A 24,541-nucleotide genomic window follows, 5' to 3' on the forward strand; every position below is an offset into this window, starting at 1 on the left:
GTGTGAGACAAGGGTGTGCAGCAGAAGTGGATTTTAAAACAGCCCAATGCTCTCCAGGATCCGATTCACTTCTCCGGCGCGCTGGCTCCAGGCGGCGGCTCTGCCGTAGGCCCGGCGGCGATCCCGCGCCCAACTGCCGGTCTCGTCCAAAGCCCGGGTGCACAGAAGGGAGAACTCCGCCGGACTCTGGGCGGAGTAGATCACGTCGGGAAAAACCTCCACCTGATCGGGAGCGAGCATGGCGACAATGGGTTTTCCGGTGGACAGGTACTCAAAGATCCGGGCGGGGAGCACATCATCATCCTGGTGACTGCGGCGCAGCAGCGAGAGACACACGTCGAAGTTGCACAGATAGTCGGGCAGCTCCACCGGAGAGACAAAGTCCAGAAAGCGGACGTTGGGTTCGGCCAGCAGCGCGGGAAGGAGCGGATTTTTCTCCATCCGGCCCACCAAAACCACCGTGCAGTCCGGATGGGAGCGAGCCGCCTTCAGCAGGGGAGCGAGTTCCAAGTCGGCCCAGATGGTGCCTGCCCAGCCCAGGATGGGGCCGGTGAGGTCCGCGAGCGCCTTGGGGCGGGGCAAAGCGTCCCTGGCGAACATGGGGTAGTTGCAGCCGTTGGGAAGCAGAGTCACATTGCGGTTGCATGGGACCAGGTGATCGGCCAGATCAGGGGAGGCGGCAAAGACCACGTCGGCGGCGGCAGTCAGCTCGCTCTCCCACTGTTCGGGGACCTCGGGCCAGTATCGGTCGCAGTCATAGACCAGCCCCCGGTAGGCCAGAGCGTCCAGATAAGCCGCTGCCCCGGGACTGGAACACCAGAGAAGGGGATCGTGAAAGTGATGTCGTTCCAGCCGGGACTGGAGAAAACGGATATTCCGGGATTGAACCCAGCGGGCCAGAAAACCCGTGGGGGGGCCTGCGGGGGGCGCGGGAGGAAGCGTGTAGGCAATGAGCCCGGGGCGGAGCTTTCGGCCCGGGGCTTTCCAGCTCTTGTCGCCGTCGGCCGCAGGAGGCGCGAAATAGAGGACTTCGGCGTCCTTCATCCGGCTCATCAGCTGCTGCGTACGGGTGGGGACATCGGCCCAAAATTGTCCGGAGAGGCAGACCACTTGCCTCATATCGCGCCGCCTCCCTCCAAGCCCAGGAGCCGCCCGGCGGTGTCCCGGTTGCGCTGTTCCACGTTTCGAAGCCGTTCCACGCCGCCGGAGAGGAAGGCCTCGTCTCCGATCCGGCCCACTGCGGCGTCCAGATGGGTCTTCAGCCCCTCCAGAGTCAGATGGTCCAGATCGGTGTACAGATCCTGTCCGATATAGGACAGGAAGGAGCTGATCTTGGGATCGTAGACCACGCCCACCAGGGGAACTCCCTGACCGGCCGAGAACACCAATGCGTGGAGCCGCATGGACACCACCACCTGCATCCGGGCAAACAGGCCGATGGTGTGGGACGAAGAGCCAGTCTCCTCTAAAATGTAGTGAGGGGCCTTCATGCCCCGGGCGGCCAGCTGGGCAGCCCCCACGTCCAGCCGCCGCTCGATGGGCAGAAAGACAGGGGTGAGCCCGTATTTTTCGTAGACGTAGTCGGCGGCCTGGCCGAAGAGCGCGGCCTTTTCCGCAAAGCCGGGCCAGGGGCGAAGGGTGAAGCCGATATAGCGTCCGGCCGGGTCCAGCCCGGCGCTTTCCAGAATGCCGTCCACCGTGGCGCTCTCCGCGGCGGGGAGAATGACGGTGGGGTCGGCGGAGAGGATGATCTCCGGGGCGGTGACTCCCATCTGCTCCAGTTCATTTCTGGAGTGGGTGTCCCGCAGCGTGATGGCATCCACCCGCTTCTGAAGCACTCCTGCCGCCAAACGGCGGTTGCTGGGGTAGTGGATTGGGCCGATGCCGCAGCCGTACATCATGACCCGGTTGCCCAAGAGCTTGGCCGCGGAGATGGTGAAGAGGTAAAACCACAGGCTCCGGCGGCTGGTGGCGTCCTGCATGAGAGAGCCGCCGCCGTTGATGTAGAGCCGGGTTTTTCCCATCCGCCAGAGAAAACGGGGTATATGAAAGGTATAGATGGAGTTGACCCGGTAGGTCAGACGGGTGGAGTCCGGGTTTCGGGAGAGGACCCAGACGGGGAGGTCGGGGTCCAGCTGCCGCAGTTCCCGGACGATGGCCTCCAGGATGGCGTCATCTCCGGCATTGCCCCGGCCATAGGCTCCGCACACCAGCGCACCGTCCCGCCGCCCCGCCTTCCGCGCCTTGCGGCGGAGAATGGCGCGATAGATATCCAACTGACGGTCCAGGGTGCTTTCCAGCGAGAACTGGCTGCGGCCCTTTTCGTAGAGCCGGCGTCCCATGTGCTCCCGAAGCGCCTTGTCCCGGGCCAGTGTGATGAGATGGCGGGAGAGGGCTTCGGCGTCTCCAGGCTGGAAAAGGAAGCCGTTGACGCCGTGGTCGATCAGGTAGGGGACTCCGCCCACCCGGCTGGCCACCGTGGGCAGCCCCGCCCGCGCACCCTCGGTGAGGGCATAGGGGAAAGTCTCGGAGAGAGAGGTGAGGGTGTTCACGTCCAGGGCGTTGTAAAAGCTGTCGGTATCGGTGACCCATCCGGCAAAACATACTGCGCCGGACACCCCCAGGTGATCGGAGAGCTCTTTCAGCATAGGCATCTGCTCGCCGTCTCCGGCAATGAGGAGGCGGAGCTGGGGGCAGGCCGCATGGGCCAGGGCAAACCCTCGGACCAGAGTGGCGATGTCCTTCACGGGGTTGAGCCGGGCGGCGATGCCCACCACCACAGAGCTCTCATCGGCATTGAGTCCCACCGACTTCCAGTATTCCGCCCGGCTCAGCGCAGGGACCCGGGGGGTAAAGTCCAGGCCGTTGTAGATGGTGAAGAGCCTGTCCGGGTCAAAGCCCCGGGAGATGAGCAGGTCGGTCATGGCGTCGGAGACTCCGATACGGTAATCCAGCCGCCGCAGGGACAGGGTGTTCACCACCCCGTAGGTGATGCGGGAGAGAGGCCGTCCCAGGTAGTCCAGACGGTAGTCCGAGTGGACGGTGGACACCACGGGCAGGCCGGTGGCGCGGCGGAGCAGAGCGCCCATCATGTTGCCGCGGGCGCCGTGGCAGTGGATGAGGTCGTAGCCTCCCTCCAGGATCATGCGCTTGAGCTGGGAGTAGACCCGGAAGATATTCCGGCCGGGCAGCACCACGGTCGGAATGCCCAGCTCCCGGGCCTCCTGGGAAAAGGGGCCCTCCATAAAACACACCATGGTGACTTCGATGGTGCGGCTGAGATTTTGCAGCAGCATGTGGACGTGGGTCTTGGCCCCGCCGGAATCACCGCCGCTGATCAGATGAATGACTTTCATGGCTCCTCCGAAAAAAGACTTGAGAAGTGTGTGGAGAGTATGATACAATAACATCGTTCCGTGCGCTGCCCCGGCGGGGCAAGCGCGACCGCACCTGTCACGGAATACGCAGGGTCTGTACGGTACCTCTGCTATTTTACCACAGGCGGGAAAATATACAACCAAAATCGACGGGGACTTTCCCCGCTCAGAGGAGAACAGGCATGGATAAAAATGGGAAGCTTTTTGGAAAAATCAACATCATTGATCTGTTGGTCCTTGTGATCGCGGTGGCGGTGGTGGCGGCAGTGGGACTGAAAATGACCGGCCACCTGGGAGCCAAGCGCGCGGAGACCGGGACCAATATCGCCTACACGGTCCGGGTGGAGGGTGTGGACAAGGAAGTCTATGACAACATCCAAAAATACATCGATCAGGCCGCCGCACAGCAGAAGCCCGGCGACCAGCTCATGTCCAACGGGGAGCTGCTCAGCGCCTACGTCACCGGAGTTACGGCCCAGCCTCATAAGGCCAATGCCGAGTTGACCACCACAGAAGGGGCTTTCATCATCCCGATGATGGAGGACACGGTGGATCTGACCTTTACCATTGAGGGTTCTGTGTCCAACAATTTGAAGAGCGAGATGGGAAGCCAGGAGGTCCGGGTGGGCAAGACGCACATTGTCAAGACCACGCACTTTGAACTCAACAACGGCGTTGTTCTTTCCTGCGAGTGGGAGAACGGCACCGCCGCCGACAACGCGGCGTAAGAGATAGACTGGAAAGCGGGGCGGGGAGCATCCCCGCCCCGCTTTTGATGATGGGAAAGGAAAATCAATATGAAGAAGGACCGGCTGATCCGTCAAAGGGGGGGGGCTGCCATGCTGAGCGCGCTGGCCCAGGCCGAGGGGCCGAGCCTTTTGTGGATCCAGGAGACGGTGCGGTGCGCCCTGCTGGATCCGCTCATGATGTTATATACCCAGCTCGGCAACGCCGGGCTGTTGTGGATCGCCCTGTGTGTGCTGATGCTCTTTTTTCCCAAAACCCGGAAAGCCGGGTTGGCGGGGGCGGCGGCACTGCTGTGCAGCCTGTTGTGCACCAATGTGGTTCTGAAGCATTTGGTGAGCCGGACCCGCCCCTGGCTGGTGGTGGAGGGGCTTATTCCGCTGGTGGCAGAGGGAGATCCCAACTCCTTTCCTTCGGGCCACACCAGCGCCGCCTTCGCCGCGGCGATGGCCTGGCGGCAGATGCTGCCGGAGAAGTGGATGGGCCGGACGGCCCTGGGAATGGCGGCCCTTATGGGAGTGTCCCGACTGTACGTTGGCGTCCACTTTCCCAGCGATGTGCTCTGCGGCATGCTGGTGGGGCTTTTCTGCGGCTGGGCGGGCTGCCGCCTGTACCGGCTGTGGGAAGAACGGAGACCGTGGGAGCGGTAGGCTTGCGCCACCTGTTGCGCCACCCGATAACCAATTTTGGCCTATTTCTGCCGGTGATTTCTCGGTTTGTTTCGGCGAAAAAGAGAACGAAAAGCCTCGCAGCCCTTTGTGCATCAAGGGCTGCGGGGCTTTTTTGCTTGTTCTATGCTGGCAAAAAGATGCACCCATTCCGGCCCTGCGGCGCGGGGGCTTGTGGAAAAAGAAAATTGACAAAGCAGAAGAGATATTGGACGGACGGCGTTTGACCGTTTTTATTTTGTATGCTCAGATGCGGCTGCTTCGTTTCCAGCGAAAGCATTGGGGCCAGGATTGGACAGGGGAAAATACATCTTCGCCGCCTTGGCCGTACCGAAGTCCTGATTGAAACCGCTGTCCTGTACCTCATGAAAAGCATCCCGGAGCATCTGGTTGTGCGCCTCCTCACGGTTGAGCAGGAATTCGATGATCTTCCGTGTCCTTTTCTCCTCGATCTGGCGGCAGAGATAGGCCATAGACCACCATGTCCTTTGTTTCATAACTCGAACATATAGCGATTCCTCTCAAAATTCACATTTTTTGTTCCGCAATGGCCGTTTATGGTATAATAAGTGCAGGGGAAACGGCGAAAGTCAAAGAAGATCCTTGTACTTGGAGGACAGCCATATATCGATACTGTTGACGCCTCCAACATCTCTTGCCACACTTTTTCTAAACAACTCATTCTTTTTATGGAGGTACGGCTATGGACTACTATAAGCGGGCGCTGGAACTGCGGGAGGAAACAATCTCTCACCGCCGCTGGCTGCACAGCCATGCGGAGGTGGGGCTGCAAATGCCCAAGGCACAGCAGTATGTGATGGAGCAGCTAAAAAACTGCGGCCTGTCCCCCCGTCCTTGCGGCCATGGTGTGACCGCCGAATTGGGGATGGAAGAGGGAAGGACGCTCCTGCTCCGGGCGGACATGGATGCGCTGCCCATGCCGGAGGAGAGCGGCGAGAGTTTCGCCTGTCCCACCGGTACCGAAGCCCATGCCTGCGGCCACGACTTCCACGCGGCCATGCTGCTGACAGCGGCAAAGATGCTCAAAGAGGATGAGGCCGCGCTGAGAGGCCGGGTCCGGCTGATGTTTCAGCCTGCGGAGGAGACTTTTGAAGGCGCCAGGGATATGGTATCCAACGGAATCTTGGATGGTGTGGATGCGGCTCTTGCCTGCCATGTGGCCCCAGGCAGAATGCCGGTTGGCCTGTTCATGTATAACAGCGGCGGGACAATGATGTTCTCCGTGGATGGTTTTCGCATCACGGTTCGCGGCAAGGGCGCCCATGGCGCCTATCCACAGGATTCAGTCGATCCCATCAATATTGGTGTTCACATCTATCTGGCGCTGGAGTCCCTGATCGCACGGGAGGCGGACCCCGGCAAAGCCTGTGTCCTGACGATCGGAAACTTCTCTGCCGGGTCAGCGCCCAACATTATTCCCGATACTGCAATTCTCCAGGGAACGCTGCGCACCAATGACCGTGATAGCCGGGAGAAGCTGGTTCGCCGGATCAGAGAGGTATCCCAAAAGACCGCGGAGGTCTATGGCGGTGCGGCGGAAATCATGACGCTCTCCGAGGTGCCCCCTCTCATCTGTGACCCCGGAATGACGGAACAGGCTGTTCGCTATGTGAAAGAACTGCCGATTTCCGGACTGACCCCGGTTCCCGATATGTCCGCCAGCGCTTCCGAGGACTTCGCTGTTATAGCGGAAAGAGTTCCCAGCACATTCCTGTATCTCTCTGCCGGATACCTGGATGAACGGGGTGACGCATCTGCGCACAATCCAAGAGTTCGTTTCAATGAGGAGGTGTGTCCAATCGGTTCCGCTTGCCTGGCGCACTGCGCCTCCCGCTGGCTGGAGGAAAATCAGTATGAAAGCGCTGTTTTACCACAACATTAACGCAGACAGCTTTTCTGCGGAGAATATGCTAATAGGAGGTGGAGGGAACATGTCTCAAACTACGAAGTGGGCGCTGGCCATGTCGCTGCAACGTGTCATGGCGCAAAAACCTTTATCCAAAATTACCATTGCTGACATCACCCAAGACTGTGGCATTAACCGCATGACTTTCTATTATCACTTCCAAGACATCTTTGATCTCATTGACTGGATTTGTCAGGAGGAAGGTGCCAAAGCCATTCAAGGCCGGAAGGGTTATGAAACCTGGCAGGATGGCTTTATTGCCTTATGCCATGCAATGATAAAGAATAGGGCCTTCGTGGAAGGCGTTTATCATTCGGTCCAACGGGAACAAATCGAAAATTACCTTTTCCGCGTGGTCTACGATCTGCTGCTCGATGTGGTGTGTGAATTATCCGAGGGTTACTCTATTTCTCATGAGAACCAGCGATACATTACGAATTTCTATAAATTTGGATTTGTAGGCGTTGTGTTGGAATGGGTCAAGAATGGAATGAATGAGGCTCCGGAAGCAATGGTGGAACGCGTTAGTCAAATGATGCACGGCCAGTTGCTTTTGGCCATCCAGAACATGGACAGCAACCCGATCTTATCAAACAAGCCCCATTGATAAAATATTTTACAAAGCACTCCGGATGATGGAACTTCCATCATCCGGAGTGCTTTGTTTATTGTGGGAATTTGTAAAATTTCATAGAATGAAGTCAAAGAAACCGCAAAGGAGGCTGTTGAACATGTATTATTCCAGCGGAAACTATGAGGCTTTCGTTCGGCCTCTCAAGCCGGAGGGCGTGGAGCGGAAATCCGCCTACATTGTTGGAACCGGCCTGGCCGCCCTGACCGCCGCCTGTTATCTGGTGAGAGACGGGCAGATGCCGGGGAAGCGCATTCATATTTTTGAAAAGGACCCCATTCCAGGCGGAGCTTGTGATGGATGGGATTACTCCGGCCTGGGCTATGTAATGCGGGGCGGCCGTGAGATGGACAACCATTTTGAAGTGATGTGGGATCTATTCCACTCCATTCCCTCTATCGAAACCCCTGCCCTCAGCGTCTTAGATGAATACTACTATTTGAACAAGCGTGACCCAAACTACTCTCTCATGCGGGCAACTCAAAACCGGGGCGAGGATGGCCACACCGACGGCAAGTTTGGCCTCTCTGATGCAGGAGCCCTGGAAATCATGAAGCTCTTTTTTACGCCTGATGAGGAACTCTATGACAAGCCCATCACCGACTATTTTAGCGGCGAGGTGCTGAATTCTAACTTCTGGCTTTATTGGCGCACGATGTTTGCCTTTGAAAACTGGCACAGCGCCCTGGAAATGAAACTCTATATCCGCCGCTACATCCACCATATCGGCGGTCTGCCCGACTTCAAGGCCCTGCGTTTCACCCGCTATAACCAGTATGAGTCCATGATCCTGCCCATGATCAAATATTTGGAGGCTGCCGGTGTACAGTTCCACTACAATACAAAAGTTCTTGATATAAAGTTTGATATCCAGCCCGATCGGAAACTGGCACGGCGCATTACTTTGCTGTTTGACAGTGGAGAAGAGCAAGTGGATCTCACAGAACAGGATTTGGTCTTTATCACACCGGGCGGCTGCGTAGAGAACTCCGCATTGGGCTCACAGAACACCCCGGCGGCCTACAGCCCGGAATTGAAGGAGGGCGGCGGCTGGGATATGTGGAAGCGGATCGCTGCCCAGGATCCTGCCTTCGGTCACCCTGAAAAATTCTGCGGCGACCCGGAAAAGAGCAACTGGATGAGTGCCACCGTTACTACCCTGGATGAAAAGATCCCGCCCTACATCCAAAAAATCTGCCAACGGAACCCCTTCAGCGGGCGAGTAGTCACCGGGGGTATCGTTACGGCAAAGGATTCCAACTGGCTTCTGAGCTGGACCTTCAACCGTCAGCCTCAGTTCCGCAGTCAGCCCAAAGGGCAGCTGGTAGGCTGGATCTACGGCCTGTTCAGCGATCGGCCGGGGAACTATGTGAAGAAACCCATGCGGGAGTGCACCGGCAAGGAGATCTGCATGGAGTGGCTTTACCACATGGGCGTCCCTGAGGAGGAAATTGAATCCCTGGCTGAGCACAGCGCCAATACCGTTCCCTGCATGATGCCTTACATTACGGCCTTTTTTATGCCCCGTGCAGCGGGAGACCGACCGAATGTCGTGCCGGAGGGCGCCATTAATTTCGCCTTTATCGGCCAGTTTGCGGAAACGCCCCGGGATACCATCTTTACCACTGAGTATTCCATGCGCACCGGCATGGAGGCAGTCTATACCCTGCTGAAAATTGACCGGGGCGTACCGGAAGTCTGGGGCAGCGTATATGATATTCGGGATCTGCTCAACGCCACGGTAAAGCTGAGAGACGGCAAGAAAATCACGGACATGCATCTGGGCTTGAAGGAGAGAATGGCCCTGAAGGAAGTCCTTAAGAAAATCTCCGGTACGGATGTGGAAAAGCTGCTGAAAGAATACCATGTCATCTGATCCGTAGCATATATCGTTCAATCTGGTTGTATGTAACAGCAGTCCTTGCCTGTCATATAACGAGATGCGTGAAATGCGTCGTTGCGAAACATAAAGATGACATCAATCGAAACATGCAATTTGAAACTTCGAAAGGAGAAAAAGATGGACTTTTCTATGCAGATGAAAAAAACAGCTCTGCGCACTGCGCTGGGCTACATAGAGAAAAACCCGGAAGAAAATGTGCTCAAGCTTATGGACTGGGTGGATAAACTGGCTGGAGACGGCCCCAGCAGCTTTCCTGCTCAGCGGGCGGCGTTTCGGAATATTCTGAATGATCCGGAATGCAGCATGTACCAGCTCATCATAAGCGTGTTCCGGGATATCGACAACGATGTTCTGAAAGCCGTCTTTGAGAACTTCTTCCTCAATGCGAGTCTCATCGGCTGGCCGAAACAGGAGCAGTATCGGAAGGAACTGGGGTGTAATATTCCCTGGGCAATTCTCATGGATCCCACTTCCGCCTGCAATCTCCACTGCACCGGCTGCTGGGCCGCCGAATACGGCAACAAGCTGAATCTCACCTATGAGGAACTCAGTGATATCATCCGGCAGGGGAAAGAATTTGGAACCTATATGTATATCTTCTCCGGCGGCGAACCGCTGGTGCGCAAGAAGGATATTCTGCGGTTGTGTACCGAGCACAGCGACTGTCAGTTCCTTGCCTTCACAAACGCCACCCTGATCGACGAGGATTTTGCAAAGGAAATGCTGCGGGTAAAAAACTTTATTCCCGCCATCAGTGTGGAAGGCTTTGAGGAGGCCACCGACTTCCGCCGCGGCAAAGGCACCTATCAGGCCATTATGGAGGCAATGACCATTCTCAAAAAGCACAAGTTGCCCTTTGGCGCGTCCTGCTGCTACACATCCAAAAATGTGGATTCCATCAGTTCGGAGGCATTTATTGACCACTTGGTAGACTGCGGCGCCAAGTTCGCTTGGTTCTTCCACTACATGCCGGTCGGGAATGAGGCAGTTACCGACCTGCTGCCAGACCCGGAGCAGCGCAAGCTCATGTACCGTAAGGTGCGGGAGTACCGCTCCACCAAACCGATCTTCACCATCGACTTTCAGAATGATGGAGAGTATGTGCGTGGCTGCATTGCCGGAGGCCGCAACTATCTGCACATCAACGCCAACGGCGATGTGGAACCCTGCGCCTTCATTCACTACTCCGACTCAAACATCCGGGAAAAGTCTCTGCTGGAGGCATTCCAGTCCCCTCTGTTCATGGCCTACCACAATCATCAGCCCTTCAACTGTAACCATCTGCGGCCCTGTCCTATGCTGGAAAACCCGGAGATGTTGAAGATGATGGTACGTCAGTCCGGCGCCCATTCCACAGACCTCCAGTCCCCGGAGAGCGCTGACCATTTGTGTGATAAGTGCCGGGATTATGCCGCTTGCTGGGCCCCGGAAGCAGAACGGCTGTGGCAGAACAAAAAAAGTAAGTAGCGATCCAAAAGGTTGCCCCTGACAGAGCAAGCCGTCGGAATTTCTGTTTGAGGCAGAGATCCGGCGGCTTTTCCATGAGCGATGGGCTTTATGACAACGGCCATCCGCACTCTGTTTGCTCTCAACTGAAAGGTTTTTGAAGCGCACCAGATAACAACGATTTATATTTTGAGGTGCCCCCATGGGAAAAAGACTGTCCCAAAAGAAAAAAATTGCTTTTTCTGCAGCTCTCAGTCTATTGACATTGCTGGTCTTGTTTTGGTTGGTTTTCCGAAATCACTACAAGGAGATTTTGCATAATATCTACGCGGCCAGCACAGGAGGATTGGTATGGATCCTTATCATGGGGCTTGCCTATCCGTTATTGGAAAGTATGATTTGCCGTGTATTAGTAAAAAGGAAAATCAAGAGTTTTTCTTTTCGGCAGGCTCTAGAAGTCACATTGTTAGGCGTATTCGGAAATGTAGCGACCTTATCCGTGGGCTCCCTCCCCATGCAAAGCGCATATCTGCATCGCCGGGGCATGGCTCTGGGAGAAGCGGCTGGGATCATGAGTATGGAATATGTTCTTCATAAATCCTCCGTTTTGCTTTGCGGCGGGATTTTGCTTCTCCTGGGGGGACAAGATATTTTTCAGAGACACCAAAATCTACTTCCATATATTTTATTTGGCTATCTCGTGTGCATTGCTATTATTGTATTGCTGATTTTGGTATGCACATGGAAACGCTTCTACCAGTTGACCTGCAAAGGGATTCTGCAATTAGGAAAAGTCCCGGAGTGGACTGTGCGTGCCGATCGTTTAAAACTGCAAGCAGACGCACTGTATGTCGGAGCCAGAGATTTACTGCACGCTCCAAAAGCAATTTGGGCCAGCGTGGGTATCAATGCCCTGAAGCTGCTGTCTCTTTATTCCGTTCCTTACCTATGTGCAGAAGCGATTGGACTGAATGACCTATCGTTCATTCAAGTACAGGTATTGTCTGCATTGACCCATGTTATTTCAAATGCTCTGCCCAATATAGCGGGAATGGGCTCGGTAGAAGCAGCCTTCCTACTGCTTTTTTCCCAGTATATGAACCCGGCAGATGCATCTTCTGTACTGATTCTTTATCGCCTTTCCACCTACTTTGTACCATTTCTGATCAGTGCATTTGTGACAGAAAAAATTGGGCTGCGCTTGTGTGCAGCGGATGGTTCCGGAGTGTTCCAAAGCACATCAGATCAGGAGGAAAAGCATGGAATATCCTAATTTAACAGAGCGGGAATCCAGAGAACTACAAGAATATCTCTCTACGCATCAGGATGACTTGCTTACACATATCGTTCAATTTAATGAATTGATGCGGCAATATCAAATCGTTGCCGATGCGGCACCTGATTTGACGGATTCTCGTCCGGTTTGTCCGGGATGTATCAAAACGCTTGTATGGCTGCCGAAATGCTTTCCGAACAATACCCTCAGCGCAAGATCCGATGTGTGGACACTCTTTGTGCAGCTCCCGGAGAAGGCTTCCTGGTTTTGGAAGCAGCCAAAAGGCAACGTGATGGGGTCTCTCTGGATGACTTGGCTGATTGGGTAGAACAGCATCGCCTTCAGGTTTGCCATTGGTTTACAGTGGATGGCCTATCCTATCTGCATGGAGGAGGCCGCGTATCCACCGCCGCGGCAGTTACCTGCACTGCATTGCAGATCAAGCCATTGCTGCGAGTGGATAACGCTGGAAAACTGGAGTTTACAGGAAAATCACGAGGCAATAAACACGCACTGCTGGAACTGCTTGACAAAATGGAACAGCAGTGGACTCCCCGAATTTCTGATTCCGTAGCTATAGCCTACAGTGGGGATTATGATCGGATCAAGCCGCTTTGGGATGCAGTGACCTCACGGTTTCCCAAAGCCCAATGCTATACAGCTTCCGTTGGTCCTGTGATTGGTGCCCACACCGGGCCGGGACTGCTGGCGCTGGTATATTGGGGGAGGCAGCGGTAAGTCGAGATTTGGAGGAAAAAGATGAGCGAATACATACTCAGCTGCGAATCAACAGTAGATTTAACGAAAGCGCATCTTGAAAAAAGAAAAATTTTCTACATCGGCTACCCCTATGAGCTGAACGGCCAATTTTATCAAGACGATTTAGGAGAGACAATTCCTCTGAAGGATTTTTACCATGCAATGGAGCAAGGCGCTGATATCAAAACTGCCCAGATCAATGCCTATGAGTTTACCCGGTACTTTGAAGGGTTCCTTGCGGATGGCAAAGATGTGCTGCACCTTTGCTTGTCGTCAGGCATTACAGGGGTGCTAAATGCCGCGCGGATGGCAAAAGCTGAGTTGGAGGAAAAATATCCTGACCGGCATATCTATCTTGTGGATTCTTTAGCTGCCTCCGCAGGCAGCGGACTTCTGATGGAACGACTGGCCGATTTACGGGATGAAGGAATGAGCATTGAGCGGTTATGGCAGTGGGTACAAGGAAATAAACTTCGCGTCAACCACTGGTTTTTCTCCAGTGACCTAAAATATTATATCCGGGGCGGAAGAATCTCGAAAACTGCCGGAACGGCAGGGACCATGCTGGGGATCTGCCCTTTGCTGGACATAAACGCCGATGGACGGCTGATCCCTCGGGAAAAGATCAGAGGAACAAAACGGGCCATTTTGGCTTTGAACGATAAAATGCGTCTACTGGCAGACAAAGGTCAAAATTATGATCAAGCCTGCTTTGTTGCGCATGCTGGTTGCCCGGAACTCGCAATGCGGACGGCTGAACTGCTGAATCAGAATTTTCCTTGCATACCTGGCGGTGTTCGGGTTTATCAGATCGGCACAATTATTGGCGCACATACCGGTCCTGGCACAGTGGCGTTGTTCTTTTGGGGCAAGGACCGCAAGTACTGAATGGGGTAATTGTTATGGGGGAAAATAATGCTTTGGTGAAATTTGAAAAGCGGTGCCCCAACTGCCCGATCTATATGTTCAGTCATAGTATGGGAATGCTCGCAGCAAGAAATATCTCAAACGATATGATTTGAATTATCCAAGCGGATTCTTTGTGTTCCACCAACTGAAAATCCATCGGTTTACCTTGCAATCATAATGGCCCAAATATCAAAAAAGAGGAATGGCGAGCTGCACAGAAACCACTTTTTGAATCAACTGGCAAACAGTTCTCAATGAAAAGGGCAGAAGAGAAGTATATCAGGGGGATTAAACTTCTTTTCATAGCTTTATTCGCTTTCTTTCGTCATTTCTTGAAAAATGTAAAAACGCCGCACAAAAGTGCGGCGTTTTCGCTGTGCATCTTTTTTGTCTGCACATTTTGGTGACCCGGCGGGGGCTCGAACCCCGGACAACCGGCTTAAAAGGCAGGTGCTCTACCAACTGAGCTACCGGGTCATATAAAAAGACGGAGGTCTCGCATTTTATGGCTGGGATGGCTGGAATCGAACCAGCGATGCGGGAGTCAAAGTCCCGTGCCTTAACCGCTTGGCTACACCCCACTATGGAGGAAAGCGCAGGGCCGGAGCCGCCGCTCCGGCCCTGCCGCCTTGTTTCTGGGGTGGGCGATGGGACTCGAACCCACGACACTCGGAACCACAATCCGATGCTCTACCAACTGAACTACGCCCACCATATTCAAAAAGGAGACAAGCGAAACAGGGACAAGGGAGTCACAGGCCAAGAAAAAGTGCAATCTGAAGAAACACGCTTGCAGATCGGGGTGAGTGGTACGCCTGGAGGGACTCGAACCCCCGGCCCACTGCTTAGAAGGCAGTTGCTCTATCCACCTGAGCTACAGGCGCGTATCGAAACACCACCTTGGCAGGGACGCCCGCGGAAAAGGCTTTCGCCTTGGAGCGGGTGATGGGAATCGAACCCACGCGACCAGCTTGGAAGGCTGGGATTCTACCATTGAACTACACCCGCACAGGGCCGACACTCAATGTCAGCCTGGATATAATAGCATAGAAAGGCGACCTTTGTCAATCCTTTTTTTCCAAATCCCGCACAGCGGGATGAACTTTTGCCCCATTCCGCCGGCCGCCGGGCTGGAATGCCTATCGCAGGGGGGCGTCGCAGAAGGCGCAGCAATCCACTCCTCCGTTTTGCTTGACCAACGGCGGCAGATAGAGCTCAGTCTGGGTGATGCAGTTCGGGTTGGAGCACACCGGGCCATGCCCGATCTCTGCTGCCTCAGGCTTCTGCCGGGGCTGGTTGGCCAGATCGGTGAGCAGCGCCATGCGGGCGAACATACCGTAGCGGGCCTGCTCGAAATAGACTGCCCGGGGATCGTCGTCCACATCAATGGAGATCTCATCCACCCGGGGCAGGGGGTGCATGACCAGCAGATCCTTTCTCGCCCGCTCCAGCTTCCGACGGGTGAGGACGTACACGCCCTTGTTGCGCTCGTATTCCAGAGGATCCACAAATCGTTCCCGCTGAATGCGGGTCATGTAGAGCACGTCCAGCTGGGGAATGACCGATTCCAGGCCGGTCACCTCGGTGAACCACATACCGTTTTCCCGCATGAAGGCCCGCATGTACTCAGGGACCGCCAGCTCCCGGGGAGCGATAAGGAAAAATTTGACACCCTTGAATTTTGCCATGGCCTTGATGAGAGAGTGGACGGTCCGGCCGTTTTTCAAGTCTCCGCATAAGCCGACGCTCAGGCCGTCTACCCCGCCTCTCAGCCGGGTGATGGTGGTGAGGTCGGCGGTGGTCTGGGTGGGGTGCATGTGCCCGCCGTCGCCGGCGTTGACAACGGGGACCCAGGAGTAGAGGGAGGCCGCTTTGGCGGCCCCTTCCCGGGGATTACGCATCACCACTACATCGGCATAGCCGGACACCATGGTGATGGTATCCTTGAGTGTCTCGCCTTTGGCCACCGAGGAGGACTTGGGGTCGGCAAAGCCGAATACGGTGCCGCCCACCCGGAGCATGGCGGCCTGGAAAGAGAAGTTGGTGCGGGTAGACGGCTCATAAAAGAGGCTGGACATGACCTTTCCCCGGCAGGCGTCCATAAAATCTCCGGGGCGGTCCATGATCTCCACTGCCCGGTGGTACAGCCTGTCCCACTCTGCCCGGCTTACGTCTCCAAAGTCGATCAGATGCCGCATGATCCATCGCCCCGCTCTTTCTGCATTTTAGTCATGATACCATATTTCCGCTGGTCGTACAAGAGGTGCGGGGCCCTGCGGCCTGACAAAATCTTCTCGGTATGCTTCCCAAAACGATGGTAAAGCTAAACAAAAACCGGAGGAGGATATGCCGCATGGGGACGCTTTTCTGGACCTTCCTTTTTTACAGCTTTTGCGGCTTTTTGCTGGAGGTGGGGTTTGCCAAAGTTACCCACAGTCCTAAACAGGACCGCAAGTGCCATGTGCTGCTGCCGGTCTGCCCGGTCTACGGGGTAGGGGCCCTGTCCATTCTGCTTCTGCCTGCCGCGGTCACAGCCTACCCGTTTCTCCTGTTTTTGGCGGGGGCGGCGGTGTGCACAGCGGCGGAGTGGGGCTTGTCCTGGTTTTATGAGAAGGCCGCCGGAGCGGCCTTCTGGGATTACCACACGCTTCCATGGAACCTGAACGGAAGGGTGTGCCTCCTTTTCAGTCTTTTCTGGGGGCTGCTTGCCCTTCCCCTGGTCTATGGGGTTCAGCCCTGGCTTCTCCGGTGGGTGTCCCGCATCCCACCGGCGGTCACGATCCCGGCAGCTCTTTTCTATCTGGGGGATGCGGCCACGTCTCTTTTCCTGCTCCGCCGGGGCGGGACCCGGGCGCTCCGATGGCGTCAGGGCTTTCGGGCGGGCCGCCCGTCGTCCTGAGCGCTATATCTGCCTGAGTTCGGTCAGAGTCTCCACAATGGTCTTTCTGGGTACGTAGGGCCCGGCAAAGGCGACGAGCTGTTCCAGCGTCACCGTTCGGGCGGCGCCCAGCAGGGGATGGCGCAGCACCGTGGGGAACCGACGCTGAAACACCGCCCGGGCGGGGGCGTAGTCCAGCAGTTCCCCCACCGTGATTTTATTGTTTTTCAGATCCATGGGTCTCACCTCCACTCCATCCTATGACGGAAGCCCGGGATTTTGACTTGCGAGTTTTTCTCCACCGGGATATAATGGAGAAAAAAGGAGTGGTTTTTGTCGATGCAGTATTCATTTCATAATCAATTTCCTCGGCTTGCCCCGGGAGTCCGCCTGGCGGACAGTGCCGATCTGATAGGAGATCTGACCCTTGCGGAGAATGCCAGTGTGTGGTATGGAGCGGTCATTCGGGCGGATCACGCCCCCATTTTTGTGGGGGAAAATTCCAATGTTCAAGATAACGCCGTGATCCATGTGGAGGCGTCTCATCCCACCCATATCGGGAAAAACGTGACGGTGGGTCACGGGGCAATTGTCCACGGCTGCACGGTAGAGGACGGGTGCCTCATCGGCATGGGGGCCATTCTGCTCAACGGCTGTGTGATCGGCGCGGGATCGCTGGTCGCCGCGGGTGCGCTGGTGACGCAGGACAAGGTGATCCCGCCCGGGTCTTTGGTGGTGGGTTCGCCGGCCAAGGTGCTGCGGGCGCTGACAGAGGCGGAGCTGGCGGACAACCGTGGTTCCGCAAGCCACTATGCGGAGCTGGCGCGGGAGGAGCTTCCGCTGGCAGAGGAGGGGATTCGGTGAGACGAGGAAAGGGGGACTCCCCCGTTTCGGGTACCCGGAACAAGGCGCTCGCCGTGGTTTACTTCTGTCTGCGGTTTTCCGTGGTGGGCATTCTCATTGCGCAGGCATTCAACCGCGATTTTGAAAGCGTGTTCCTGTGTGTGCTCACGCTGGTGCTGTTTCTTATCCCCAATTTTCTGGAGCGCCGGCTCCGGATCGATGTGCCGGACACGCTGGAGATCATCATTCTGCTGTTTATCTATGCCGCGGAGATCCTGGGAGAGATCAGAGCTTATTATATCACCTTTCCATACTGGGATACCATGCTCCACACGCTCAACGGATTTCTCTGTGCCGCCATCGGCTTTTCTCTGGTGGACATCCTCAACCGCAACGCCAAGCTCACCCGCTTTTCCCTCACTCCGGCCTACATGGCCGTGGTGGCGTTCTGCTTTTCCATGACAGTAGGGGTGCTCTGGGAATTTTTTGAGTGTACCATTGACCACTTTTTCCTTCTGGATATGCAGAAGGACACCGTGGTCAATCTCATCAGCTCGGTGAAGCTGGACCCCAACGGCGGCAATGTGCCCACCGCCATCCGGGACATTGCCGACGTGATCATCGTCCACTCCGATGGGACCCAGGAAGCTCTTGGGCTGGGCGGATACCTGGATATTGGGCTTCTGGACACCATGAAGGATCTTTTTGTCAATTTTATCGGCGCCGTAGTCTTTTCCGTGATCGGTTATTTCTATGTCAAGCGTCGGGGCAGGGGCCGTTTTGCCAGACGGTTTATCCCACAGGTCATGCCGTCTGACACGGACGGGGATCCCACATAATTTCCGTACATATTCTGCCTCTCTGCGTCCATACTAAAACTGTTCCCGGACGGAACGTAAATTAAGGGAGGAATCATGTATGCAGCGCAATATCAATGGAAACCCCAGCATTAAGTGCTCTGTCAATTCCTGTGCCTACCATGCCAGCGGCACCGGCCTGTGCACGCTCAATGAAATCAAGGTTGGCTGCACCAGGCAGAACGTCTGCGATTGTGAGTCCACCGAGTGCGCCTCCTTCCAGCTGGGCGACCACGGATCCAACTGCGGCTGCCGCTGAGTGCAGTCCGGCCCCGTTTGGGGCCTACATAAGAAGGGAAGATTCATGTCCTATTGGCTGTATATTCTTCAATGTGGAGACAACACGCTGTACACCGGCACTACGGATGATGTGGAGCGCCGTCTGGCGGTCCATCAGAGCGGGAAAGGGGCCAAATATACCCGGGGTAGGGGGCCGCTGACCGTGGTGTACCGGGAGGCCTGTACCGATCGTTCCGCGGCGCTGAGGCGGGAAGCGGCCGTCAAACGCATGACCCGGGCAGAGAAGCTGTCCCTCATCACGGGAGGCTGAAATGAGGCTTTTTTTCGGCCTGCCCTTTGACGCGGAAACCTGCGCCGCCGTCCGGCGGGTCCAGAGCCGGCTGGAGGAATGCGCCCAGCGGGGGAGATTCACAGATCCGGGCAATTTTCACCTTACGCTGGCGTTTCTGGGAGAGGTGGAGGAGGAGCGCCTGAAGACGCTGGGGACCATCCTGCGTGAAAATCCGATCCCGCCGATCGATCTGCTCTTTGACCGGCTGGGGCAGTTTGGAGGCGGGATCTGTTACTTGGCGCCCAGGACCTGCCCGACGCTTTTGAAGGGGCAGGCGGCGTTGGAGTCCGCACTTCGCAGGGCTGGATTCGAGCTGGAGGAGCGGCTTTATACGCCTCATTTGACTTTGGGGCGAAAAGTCGTTTTTTCGGCAGGCAAGGACTTGTCGGGGTCACTGGAGCCGCCTGTCCCGGCGCACTCCTCCGGCGCGGCGCTGTTTCACTCCCATCGGGTGGGAGGTTGCCTGCGCTACACCAGGCTGGAGCCGGACTTCCGCTCTGAACCGGACGCATGAGAAAAATGGCGGGTCCCTGGGGGGACCCGCCATTTTATTTGGGCGGAAAAGGCGGGATGATCATAATAATCCGCTGTGAAAAGCAAGGGCCTTCCAAGTCCGGGCGGCTCTGCGCGCCTTTGACGCTCAGGATCGTGCCTGCCCCAGGATCCCGTACTCCTGACCCATAAAAATGTGGTCGTAGGTCTCATCGCGCCCGGACGGAGCGGTGATCTGGAAGTTTGCTTCCTTTTGAAAAATGATGACAAAGTCACTGCCGCCAAAAAGGAAATATCCAAGCGCGTCGCCCTTTTTCACTGTGGCCCCCACCTTTACCGTGTCCTCGAAGTTCACAGAGGATACCTGAGACATGCCGATGGGGAGCAGTGCAACAAGCCCGTAATCTTCCGTCTGCATGATGACACAGTCCCGCGTCTCTATCATCTGCCAGCCGGGAGTCTCGGCGTTGAGAATATAACTGCCGCTTTCCTCATCCCATGTCACATAACCGCCTACGGCATCGTCCTGAGGAATATGGGTGACTTCGAGGATCGTTCCGCTGACCGGGAAGTGGTATCGATGGTAGTCGTGGACGTCGAGGAAGGTGTGTGTGAGAACTCCGCCCCCAAAGGCGTCCTTATATTTGCTGTTTGGTCCTATGAGTGCTGCGATGGAATCAAACTCGCGGGATTTGATCAGCGCTTTGTCATTGGCTTTTTGTACGATCATGGAATTTTCATCTATCTGCCATACCCCCTGCGGAGTGGAGTCGGCAGGCGAAACCACCACGCTGTTATCTCCCACGGCGGCTATGGGGCGCTGATCGGTCGAGGAGAGACGCCGTGAGAAAAACTCATTGAAGGTGGTCCAGTTATCCGGCGACTCATACCAGTCGGTTTGCAGGCCGAAGCGCTCATCGGCGTAGGCCAGCTGATAGTATTCCTCGTTCCATGATTCTGGGGTGCTCAGATACTCGCCCCACGCCCGAGTGAACTCTATGAGCCACGAACGGTAAGGTTCCGCATATTGTAAGGAGTTGTTGTAAAGACCCTGCCCCTCCAGTTCATCAAGAGGCTGGTCGTTGATAAAGTAGAAATAATTCAGCGATTGGTCGATCTTTTCATACAGGCCCTCTGCCTTCACATTTTTTGAGATGTTCCACGGCATTGCGGTGCAGGCCCAGTCGATATAATCGTAATATTCCTCCAGAGACTGCGCTGGATTTGTCAATGGATCTGGATTGATCTTCTTGGCTGCGTCTATGCTTTTTTGAAGCAGGTTTTTTACGTTCGGGTTTTCCTCCAGAATTTTAATAAGCCTTTGAGTCATTTCCGCTCTGGCGGGCGCTGCGGTTGGCATGGAAGAAACTGCTGCCGTGGGAGTCGGCGTTACCTGGGAGCTGCCGCAGGCAGACAGGCAGAGTATCAGTGAGAGAGATAAAATCAAAGCGGCCGGACGTCTATGGAAAGCTGACATTATGGTTCCTCCTCGGTGCGTCATAGTATCGGCTAGTTTTCCCGGTCCGGTGAAGGATATACGTAATAACAGATGGGTTTCAGTTGGAATGTGACGGGGAGGCTGGTTGCTCTGCGAAGATCAGGGTCAGCGCAAAAAAATCCCGAAACGCTGATTGCTCAACGTTTCGGGAAATGGCGGAGAAGGAGGGATTTGAACCCTCGCGACGGTTTCCCGCCCTACTCCCTTAGCAGGGGAGCCCCTTCGGCCACTTGGGTACTTCTCCAAGCCGAATCTGTCTGTGCACCTGAGCGAAAAATCGTGGCGGAGAGAGTGGGATTCGAACCCACGGCTCTTGCGAGTCACCAGTTTTCAAGACTGGCTCCTTAAACCACTCGGACATCTCTCCATGCCTGTCCTCAATGAAAGATCGATCAGATGCGAAAATTATAATAACATATTTTGAGATCGCTGTCAACTGCAAACCGGGGGAGAATTCCCCATATTTTTTGCCTTATGGTCTAAAAACCCTTGCAAATTATGTGCATATGGGGTAAAATATCTTCGCATGATTTTATGAAATCAAATTTTGGAGGATGAATACCAATGCCTACGATTACTGCCAGTGAATTCCGCAACGGCGTGACTTTTGAGATGGACGGTCAGGTCATGCAGGTGGTCGAGTTCCAGCACGTCAAGCCCGGCAAGGGCGCTGCCTTTGTGCGGACCAAGATGAAGAATGTCCTCAGCGGCGGCGTGACTGAGACCTCGTTCAACCCCACTGCCAAGTTTGAGAGCGCCTACATTGAGCGCAAGGACGCCCAATACAGCTACAACGACGGCGACCTGTATTATTTTATGGACCAGGAGACTTTCGACATGGTTCCCGTGTCCAAAAAGGATCTGCCCGACGGTTTTGCGTTCGTTAAGGAAGAGACCGTCTGCAAGCTGATGATTTACAAGGAGAAGGTCGTGGGCGTTGAGGCCCCTAACTTTGTGGAGTTGGAGATCACCGAGACCGATCCCGGCTTCCGGGGCGATACGGCCACCAACGTCACCAAGCCTGCCACCGTGGAGACCGGCGCCGAGATCAAGGTGCCTTTGTTCATCAACCCCGGCGACCGCATCAAGATCGACACTCGAACCGGAGAGTATCTGGAGCGCTGCAAGGGCTGAGAATCAGCCGGCCGGAATCCCGTTTGGGCGGCGGGGAGACCCGCCCTACCGCGAGGCCACGGCGAATGTGGCTGAAAGTCGGGCCCTGAAAGGCCCGCCGCTGAAAGGAGTTTACTATGACCATTTCTGAGAAGGTCGCGTATCTGAAAGGGCTGGCCGAGGGCCTGAACCTGGATACCGAGAAGTCCAAGGAGGGCAAGCTCATCTCCGTGATGATCGGCATCCTGGAGGAGGTCGGCTTGTCCCTGGAGGATCTGGACGAGAACACCACCGCTCTGGGCGAGGAGTTGGACGCTGTGTCTGATGACCTGGCCGACGTGGAGGAGATCGTTTACGGAGACGACGAGGACGAGGACGAGTGCGGCTGCGGCTGTGAGGATGAGGATTTTTTTGAGGTGGAGTGCCCCAACTGCGGGGAGGACCTGGAGATTGATGAGTCCGTGCTGGAGACCGGCAGCGTGGAGTGCCCCAACTGCGGGGAGAAGTTTGCCATTGATTTGAGCGATGAAGACGATGGCTGCGGTTGCGGCTGTGACCACGACCACGGAGAAGACAAGTAAATTGCGCGAACGATAAGAAACGGACGGCCAAAAGGCCGTCCGTTTCTTATCGTTTATGAGATCTGATGGAAAAAGTCCTGGGAAAAACGGGGAAATATCCCGTGAAGAAAGGTTACTATGGACAAGGAAAAACTCAGGGAACGACAATAAAAACGCGCAAAACCTGGAAGCGTTTCCGGCTTTGAACCGGCATTTTGCCTATGGAGAGAGGCGGAATGAAATTTGAGAAGGAAGAGTTTGCATGGTTACATTCTTTGTCTGTCTGGTTGTTCTGATCGTGTTTTTTTCACTTACAACAAATTGGTGGAAAAGGTATTCCACATCGGTGACCGAGAGACTCCCGCCGTAACCCATCCGGATGAAGTGGACTACGTTCCCATGAAGACGTAGCGCATCTTTTTGGTGCAGATGCTGAACATTGCGGGACTGGGGCCGATTTACGGGGCCTTGCCCGGCATGATGTCTGAGCGCAATGATGGCTCCATTTCCGGGGGGGACTTTACATGGGAGAGGTGATCGCCTTTATAATGCGCGTGTTCTCCGTTGTGCTGCTGGTAACGGCGGGCGTCAATTTCTCCGTTGCTCCGGCCAGCCTTTTGGCCAGACTGACTCCTGAGGTGCTGGGCACCATGTTCTGGCTGGTGGCGATCATGGTCTACTACATGGTTTCCACGTTCCTGCCCATCGATAAAATTACCGGTGAGCTCTACCCGGTGTTTGGCGTATCCCTGATCATTATGGGGCTGGGGATCGCCGGGACAACGATGATCTTTTACGGCTCCGATATGCCCGAGCTCACCGCTGCTGCCTTGATGGCGGTGCATCCCAATAACCTGCCCCAAGTGGTCCATGATGCTTGTCACGGTGGTCTGTGGCGCCATTTCCGGCTTCCACGCTGCCCAGCGCTGTATTACCAGCGAGAAGGAAGGCCGGACCGTTTTCCGCGGCGCGATGGTGGCGGAGGGAATTATTGCCCTGATTTGGGCCGCTGCCGGCGACCTTTATGACAGCGGTGTCCGTGACATACTTTTTCCAGACTCCCGAGTGTCTGCGCCTGTCCGCGTCGGTGGCCTATCCGGTGAGGATCGCCGCCGTGTATAACGCCTGACGGAACAAAAACCGGAAAACCCTCTCACAAAAAGGAAGTTGTCCGGTTGTACGGTTTCCCTTTTTGTGTTATCCTAAAAAAATCAGAGCCAGCCCATTTCAAAGAGCGGGCGATTCAGCGGGGGGTATTGCCATGGAAGAATTAGAGAAGCTGCAAAAATGGCTGGACGAAAGCCGGAGTGCCGTATTTTTTGGCGGGGCCGGGGTGTCAACAGAGAGTGGGATCCCGGATTTCCGCAGCGTGGACGGATTGTACAATCAGTCGTACCGATATCCGCCCGAGACCATCATCAGCCGCAGTTTTTTTGCGCGCGATCCGGAAGAGTTCTACCGGTTTTACAGGGAGAAGATGCTCTGGCTGGATGCGGAGCCCAACGCGGCGCACCGCAAGCTGGCCGAACTGGAGCGGGCGGGCAGACTGGCGGCGGTGGTGACGCAAAATATTGACGGGCTGCATCAAAAGGCGGGCAGCAGGGTCGTGCTGGAGCTCCATGGGAGCGTCCATCGAAATTATTGTATGAAGTGCCACAAGAGTTTTGACGCCGCATATGTGAAGAATGCGCCCGGGATCCCCCGCTGTGATGTCTGCGGGGGAGTGGTGAAGCCGGATGTGGTTTTATATGAGGAGTCGCTGGATGACAAAACACTCCGCGAGGCGGTGTGCCGCATCGAGGCGGCGGATCTGCTCGTGGTGGGCGGGACCTCTCTGGCGGTCTATCCGGCCGCGGGATTGATCCAGTATTACAGAGGAAACCGCCTGGTTTTGATCAATCGGACGCCCACGCCTTACGACAGCCAGGCAGATCTGATTTTGACGGAAAACATTGGCGCGCTGATGGGGAAGCTGCGCGCCTAAAAAAGTGGCTCAAACCTGCAACGAATTTCTTCTGCTGACAGACTTTGGGGGTGAACGGAAAAGGATGCCGTTCACCCCTAAAGTCATGATATGGAGGAATGGAGC

At 55.6% G+C, this 24,541-nt stretch carries 25 protein-coding genes, 7 tRNA genes and 1 pseudogene; 19 read left to right on the plus strand and 14 right to left on the minus strand.

Features of this window, described 5'->3' with window-relative positions; translation table 11 throughout:
- Nucleotides 1-33 precede the first annotated feature (33 nt).
- A complete protein-coding gene (locus ACQRD3_RS10925) occupies nucleotides 34-1,119 on the minus strand; it encodes a glycosyltransferase family protein (RefSeq protein ID WP_427781406.1) in 1,086 nt (361 codons plus the stop codon).
- The gene (gene csaB, locus ACQRD3_RS10930; protein WP_427781407.1) at nucleotides 1,116-3,356 is read right to left on the minus strand and encodes a polysaccharide pyruvyl transferase CsaB; all 2,241 of its coding nucleotides are present in this window, start codon (nucleotides 3,354-3,356) and stop codon (nucleotides 1,116-1,118) included. The genes ACQRD3_RS10925 and csaB overlap by 4 nt, the downstream gene beginning before the upstream one ends.
- A 203-nt stretch (nucleotides 3,357-3,559) precedes the next feature.
- On the opposite strand from csaB, the gene ACQRD3_RS10935 reads away from it, so the two are divergent.
- Together ACQRD3_RS10935 and ACQRD3_RS10940 are read left to right on the plus strand one after the other, a co-directional pair.
- Nucleotides 3,560-4,105, plus strand: coding sequence for a DUF4330 domain-containing protein (locus tag ACQRD3_RS10935; protein ID WP_080907654.1), 546 nt, complete (start codon nucleotides 3,560-3,562; stop codon nucleotides 4,103-4,105).
- Nucleotides 4,106-4,216: 111 nt separating this feature from the next.
- Nucleotides 4,217-4,771, plus strand: a complete 555-nt coding sequence (locus ACQRD3_RS10940; RefSeq protein ID WP_080907655.1) for a phosphatase PAP2 family protein — start codon at nucleotides 4,217-4,219, stop codon at nucleotides 4,769-4,771.
- 251 nt (nucleotides 4,772-5,022) lie between these two features.
- Here the strand turns inward: ACQRD3_RS10940 and ACQRD3_RS10945 are convergent, their stop codons facing one another.
- Complete coding sequence (locus tag ACQRD3_RS10945; protein WP_427781408.1) at nucleotides 5,023-5,262, minus strand: hypothetical protein; 240 nt, start codon at nucleotides 5,260-5,262, stop codon at nucleotides 5,023-5,025.
- Nucleotides 5,263-5,492: 230 nt separating this feature from the next.
- Between ACQRD3_RS10945 and ACQRD3_RS10950 the strand changes: the two genes are divergently transcribed.
- The 7 genes from ACQRD3_RS10950 (at nucleotide 5,493) to ACQRD3_RS10980 (ending at nucleotide 13,619) form a co-directional block, all read left to right on the plus strand.
- Complete coding sequence (locus ACQRD3_RS10950) at nucleotides 5,493-6,692, plus strand: M20 family metallopeptidase (protein ID WP_427781409.1); 1,200 nt, start codon at nucleotides 5,493-5,495, stop codon at nucleotides 6,690-6,692.
- On the plus strand, nucleotides 6,664-7,323 hold the full coding sequence (locus tag ACQRD3_RS10955) for a TetR-like C-terminal domain-containing protein (protein WP_427781410.1): 660 nt from the start codon (nucleotides 6,664-6,666) through the stop codon (nucleotides 7,321-7,323). Before ACQRD3_RS10950 ends, ACQRD3_RS10955 begins: the two co-directional genes overlap by 29 nt.
- Nucleotides 7,324-7,447: 124 nt before the next feature.
- Nucleotides 7,448-9,223, plus strand: coding sequence for an oleate hydratase (locus ACQRD3_RS10960; protein WP_080907657.1), 1,776 nt, complete (start codon nucleotides 7,448-7,450; stop codon nucleotides 9,221-9,223).
- Between the two features lie 162 nt (nucleotides 9,224-9,385).
- The gene (locus ACQRD3_RS10965) at nucleotides 9,386-10,717 is read left to right on the plus strand and encodes a radical SAM protein (protein ID WP_427781411.1); all 1,332 of its coding nucleotides are present in this window, start codon (nucleotides 9,386-9,388) and stop codon (nucleotides 10,715-10,717) included.
- A gap of 181 nt (nucleotides 10,718-10,898) precedes the next feature.
- Entirely contained in the window at nucleotides 10,899-11,969 is a 1,071-nt protein-coding gene (locus tag ACQRD3_RS10970) for a lysylphosphatidylglycerol synthase transmembrane domain-containing protein (protein WP_080907659.1), read from the plus strand.
- Between the two features lie 189 nt (nucleotides 11,970-12,158).
- The gene (locus ACQRD3_RS10975) at nucleotides 12,159-12,710 is read left to right on the plus strand and encodes a DegV family protein (RefSeq protein ID WP_427781425.1); all 552 of its coding nucleotides are present in this window, start codon (nucleotides 12,159-12,161) and stop codon (nucleotides 12,708-12,710) included.
- A 21-nt stretch (nucleotides 12,711-12,731) separates the two neighbouring features.
- Nucleotides 12,732-13,619, plus strand: a complete 888-nt coding sequence (locus ACQRD3_RS10980) for a DegV family protein (RefSeq protein WP_080907661.1) — start codon at nucleotides 12,732-12,734, stop codon at nucleotides 13,617-13,619.
- Nucleotides 13,620-14,041: 422 nt separating this feature from the next.
- Here ACQRD3_RS10980 and ACQRD3_RS10985 read toward each other — a convergent pair.
- The 6 genes from ACQRD3_RS10985 to pyrB form a co-directional block, all read right to left on the minus strand.
- Nucleotides 14,042-14,117: transfer RNA gene (locus ACQRD3_RS10985), tRNA-Lys, on the minus strand.
- 29 nt (nucleotides 14,118-14,146) lie between these two features.
- A tRNA-Gln gene (locus tag ACQRD3_RS10990) sits at nucleotides 14,147-14,221 on the minus strand.
- A gap of 55 nt (nucleotides 14,222-14,276) precedes the next feature.
- Nucleotides 14,277-14,352 (minus strand) — tRNA-His (locus ACQRD3_RS10995).
- Between the two features lie 95 nt (nucleotides 14,353-14,447).
- A tRNA-Arg gene (locus tag ACQRD3_RS11000) sits at nucleotides 14,448-14,524 on the minus strand.
- Nucleotides 14,525-14,574: 50 nt separating this feature from the next.
- Nucleotides 14,575-14,648 (minus strand) — tRNA-Gly (locus ACQRD3_RS11005).
- A 131-nt stretch (nucleotides 14,649-14,779) separates the two neighbouring features.
- Nucleotides 14,780-15,838, minus strand: a complete 1,059-nt coding sequence (gene pyrB, locus ACQRD3_RS11010) for an aspartate carbamoyltransferase (protein ID WP_427781412.1) — start codon at nucleotides 15,836-15,838, stop codon at nucleotides 14,780-14,782.
- 155 nt (nucleotides 15,839-15,993) lie between these two features.
- On the opposite strand from pyrB, the gene ACQRD3_RS11015 reads away from it, so the two are divergent.
- Entirely contained in the window at nucleotides 15,994-16,539 is a 546-nt protein-coding gene (locus ACQRD3_RS11015; protein WP_427781413.1) for a putative ABC transporter permease, read from the plus strand.
- Between the two features lie 3 nt (nucleotides 16,540-16,542).
- On the opposite strand, the gene ACQRD3_RS11020 is transcribed toward ACQRD3_RS11015, so the two are convergent.
- A complete protein-coding gene (locus tag ACQRD3_RS11020) occupies nucleotides 16,543-16,755 on the minus strand; it encodes a hypothetical protein (RefSeq protein ID WP_080907664.1) in 213 nt (70 codons plus the stop codon).
- A 102-nt stretch (nucleotides 16,756-16,857) separates the two neighbouring features.
- Here ACQRD3_RS11020 and ACQRD3_RS11025 point away from each other — a divergent pair, with 102 nt between their 5' ends.
- The 5 genes from ACQRD3_RS11025 (at nucleotide 16,858) to thpR (ending at nucleotide 19,303) form a co-directional block, all read left to right on the plus strand.
- On the plus strand, nucleotides 16,858-17,382 hold the full coding sequence (locus tag ACQRD3_RS11025) for a gamma carbonic anhydrase family protein (RefSeq protein WP_080907665.1): 525 nt from the start codon (nucleotides 16,858-16,860) through the stop codon (nucleotides 17,380-17,382).
- Nucleotides 17,379-18,200 carry a hypothetical protein gene (locus tag ACQRD3_RS11030; RefSeq protein WP_080907666.1) on the plus strand — a complete coding sequence of 274 codons (822 nt, stop codon included), beginning with the start codon at nucleotides 17,379-17,381 and terminating at the stop codon, nucleotides 18,198-18,200. Before ACQRD3_RS11025 ends, ACQRD3_RS11030 begins: the two co-directional genes overlap by 4 nt.
- A gap of 79 nt (nucleotides 18,201-18,279) precedes the next feature.
- Nucleotides 18,280-18,477 carry a DUF1540 domain-containing protein gene (locus ACQRD3_RS11035; RefSeq protein ID WP_080907667.1) on the plus strand — a complete coding sequence of 66 codons (198 nt, stop codon included), beginning with the start codon at nucleotides 18,280-18,282 and terminating at the stop codon, nucleotides 18,475-18,477.
- Nucleotides 18,478-18,522: 45 nt separating this feature from the next.
- Nucleotides 18,523-18,768 carry a GIY-YIG nuclease family protein gene (locus ACQRD3_RS11040; RefSeq protein WP_427781414.1) on the plus strand — a complete coding sequence of 82 codons (246 nt, stop codon included), beginning with the start codon at nucleotides 18,523-18,525 and terminating at the stop codon, nucleotides 18,766-18,768.
- A 1-nt stretch (nucleotide 18,769) separates the two neighbouring features.
- The gene (gene thpR / locus ACQRD3_RS11045; RefSeq protein ID WP_080907669.1) at nucleotides 18,770-19,303 is read left to right on the plus strand and encodes an RNA 2',3'-cyclic phosphodiesterase; all 534 of its coding nucleotides are present in this window, start codon (nucleotides 18,770-18,772) and stop codon (nucleotides 19,301-19,303) included.
- A 126-nt stretch (nucleotides 19,304-19,429) separates the two neighbouring features.
- On the opposite strand, the gene ACQRD3_RS11050 is transcribed toward thpR, so the two are convergent.
- The 3 genes from ACQRD3_RS11050 to ACQRD3_RS11060 form a co-directional block, all read right to left on the minus strand.
- A complete protein-coding gene (locus tag ACQRD3_RS11050) occupies nucleotides 19,430-20,758 on the minus strand; it encodes a phosphatidylserine decarboxylase (protein WP_427781415.1) in 1,329 nt (442 codons plus the stop codon).
- Nucleotides 20,759-20,932: 174 nt separating this feature from the next.
- Nucleotides 20,933-21,023 (minus strand) — tRNA-Ser (locus ACQRD3_RS11055).
- Nucleotides 21,024-21,059: 36 nt separating this feature from the next.
- Nucleotides 21,060-21,146 (minus strand) — tRNA-Ser (locus ACQRD3_RS11060).
- Nucleotides 21,147-21,343: 197 nt separating this feature from the next.
- Here ACQRD3_RS11060 and efp point away from each other — a divergent pair.
- On the plus strand, nucleotides 21,344-21,913 hold the full coding sequence (gene efp, locus ACQRD3_RS11065; RefSeq protein ID WP_080907670.1) for an elongation factor P: 570 nt from the start codon (nucleotides 21,344-21,346) through the stop codon (nucleotides 21,911-21,913).
- A gap of 116 nt (nucleotides 21,914-22,029) precedes the next feature.
- Nucleotides 22,030-22,473 carry a CD1247 N-terminal domain-containing protein gene (locus tag ACQRD3_RS11070; RefSeq protein ID WP_427781416.1) on the plus strand — a complete coding sequence of 148 codons (444 nt, stop codon included), beginning with the start codon at nucleotides 22,030-22,032 and terminating at the stop codon, nucleotides 22,471-22,473.
- 499 nt (nucleotides 22,474-22,972) lie between these two features.
- On the opposite strand, the gene ACQRD3_RS11075 is transcribed toward ACQRD3_RS11070, so the two are convergent.
- On the minus strand, nucleotides 22,973-23,125 hold the full coding sequence (locus tag ACQRD3_RS11075) for a hypothetical protein (protein ID WP_427781417.1): 153 nt from the start codon (nucleotides 23,123-23,125) through the stop codon (nucleotides 22,973-22,975).
- Between the two features lie 200 nt (nucleotides 23,126-23,325).
- Here ACQRD3_RS11075 and ACQRD3_RS11080 point away from each other — a divergent pair.
- Both ACQRD3_RS11080 and ACQRD3_RS11085 read left to right on the plus strand, forming a co-directional pair.
- Nucleotides 23,326-23,394 (plus strand): annotated as a pseudogene (locus ACQRD3_RS11080) (hypothetical protein); the annotation flags it as partial.
- Nucleotides 23,395-23,713: 319 nt separating this feature from the next.
- Nucleotides 23,714-24,436, plus strand: coding sequence for an NAD-dependent protein deacylase (locus ACQRD3_RS11085; RefSeq protein WP_427781418.1), 723 nt, complete (start codon nucleotides 23,714-23,716; stop codon nucleotides 24,434-24,436).
- Nucleotides 24,437-24,541 lie beyond the last annotated feature (105 nt).

This window comes from Candidatus Pseudoscillospira sp. SGI.172, assembly GCF_050313575.1.
Lineage (GTDB): Bacteria > Bacillota > Clostridia > Oscillospirales > Oscillospiraceae > Vermiculatibacterium.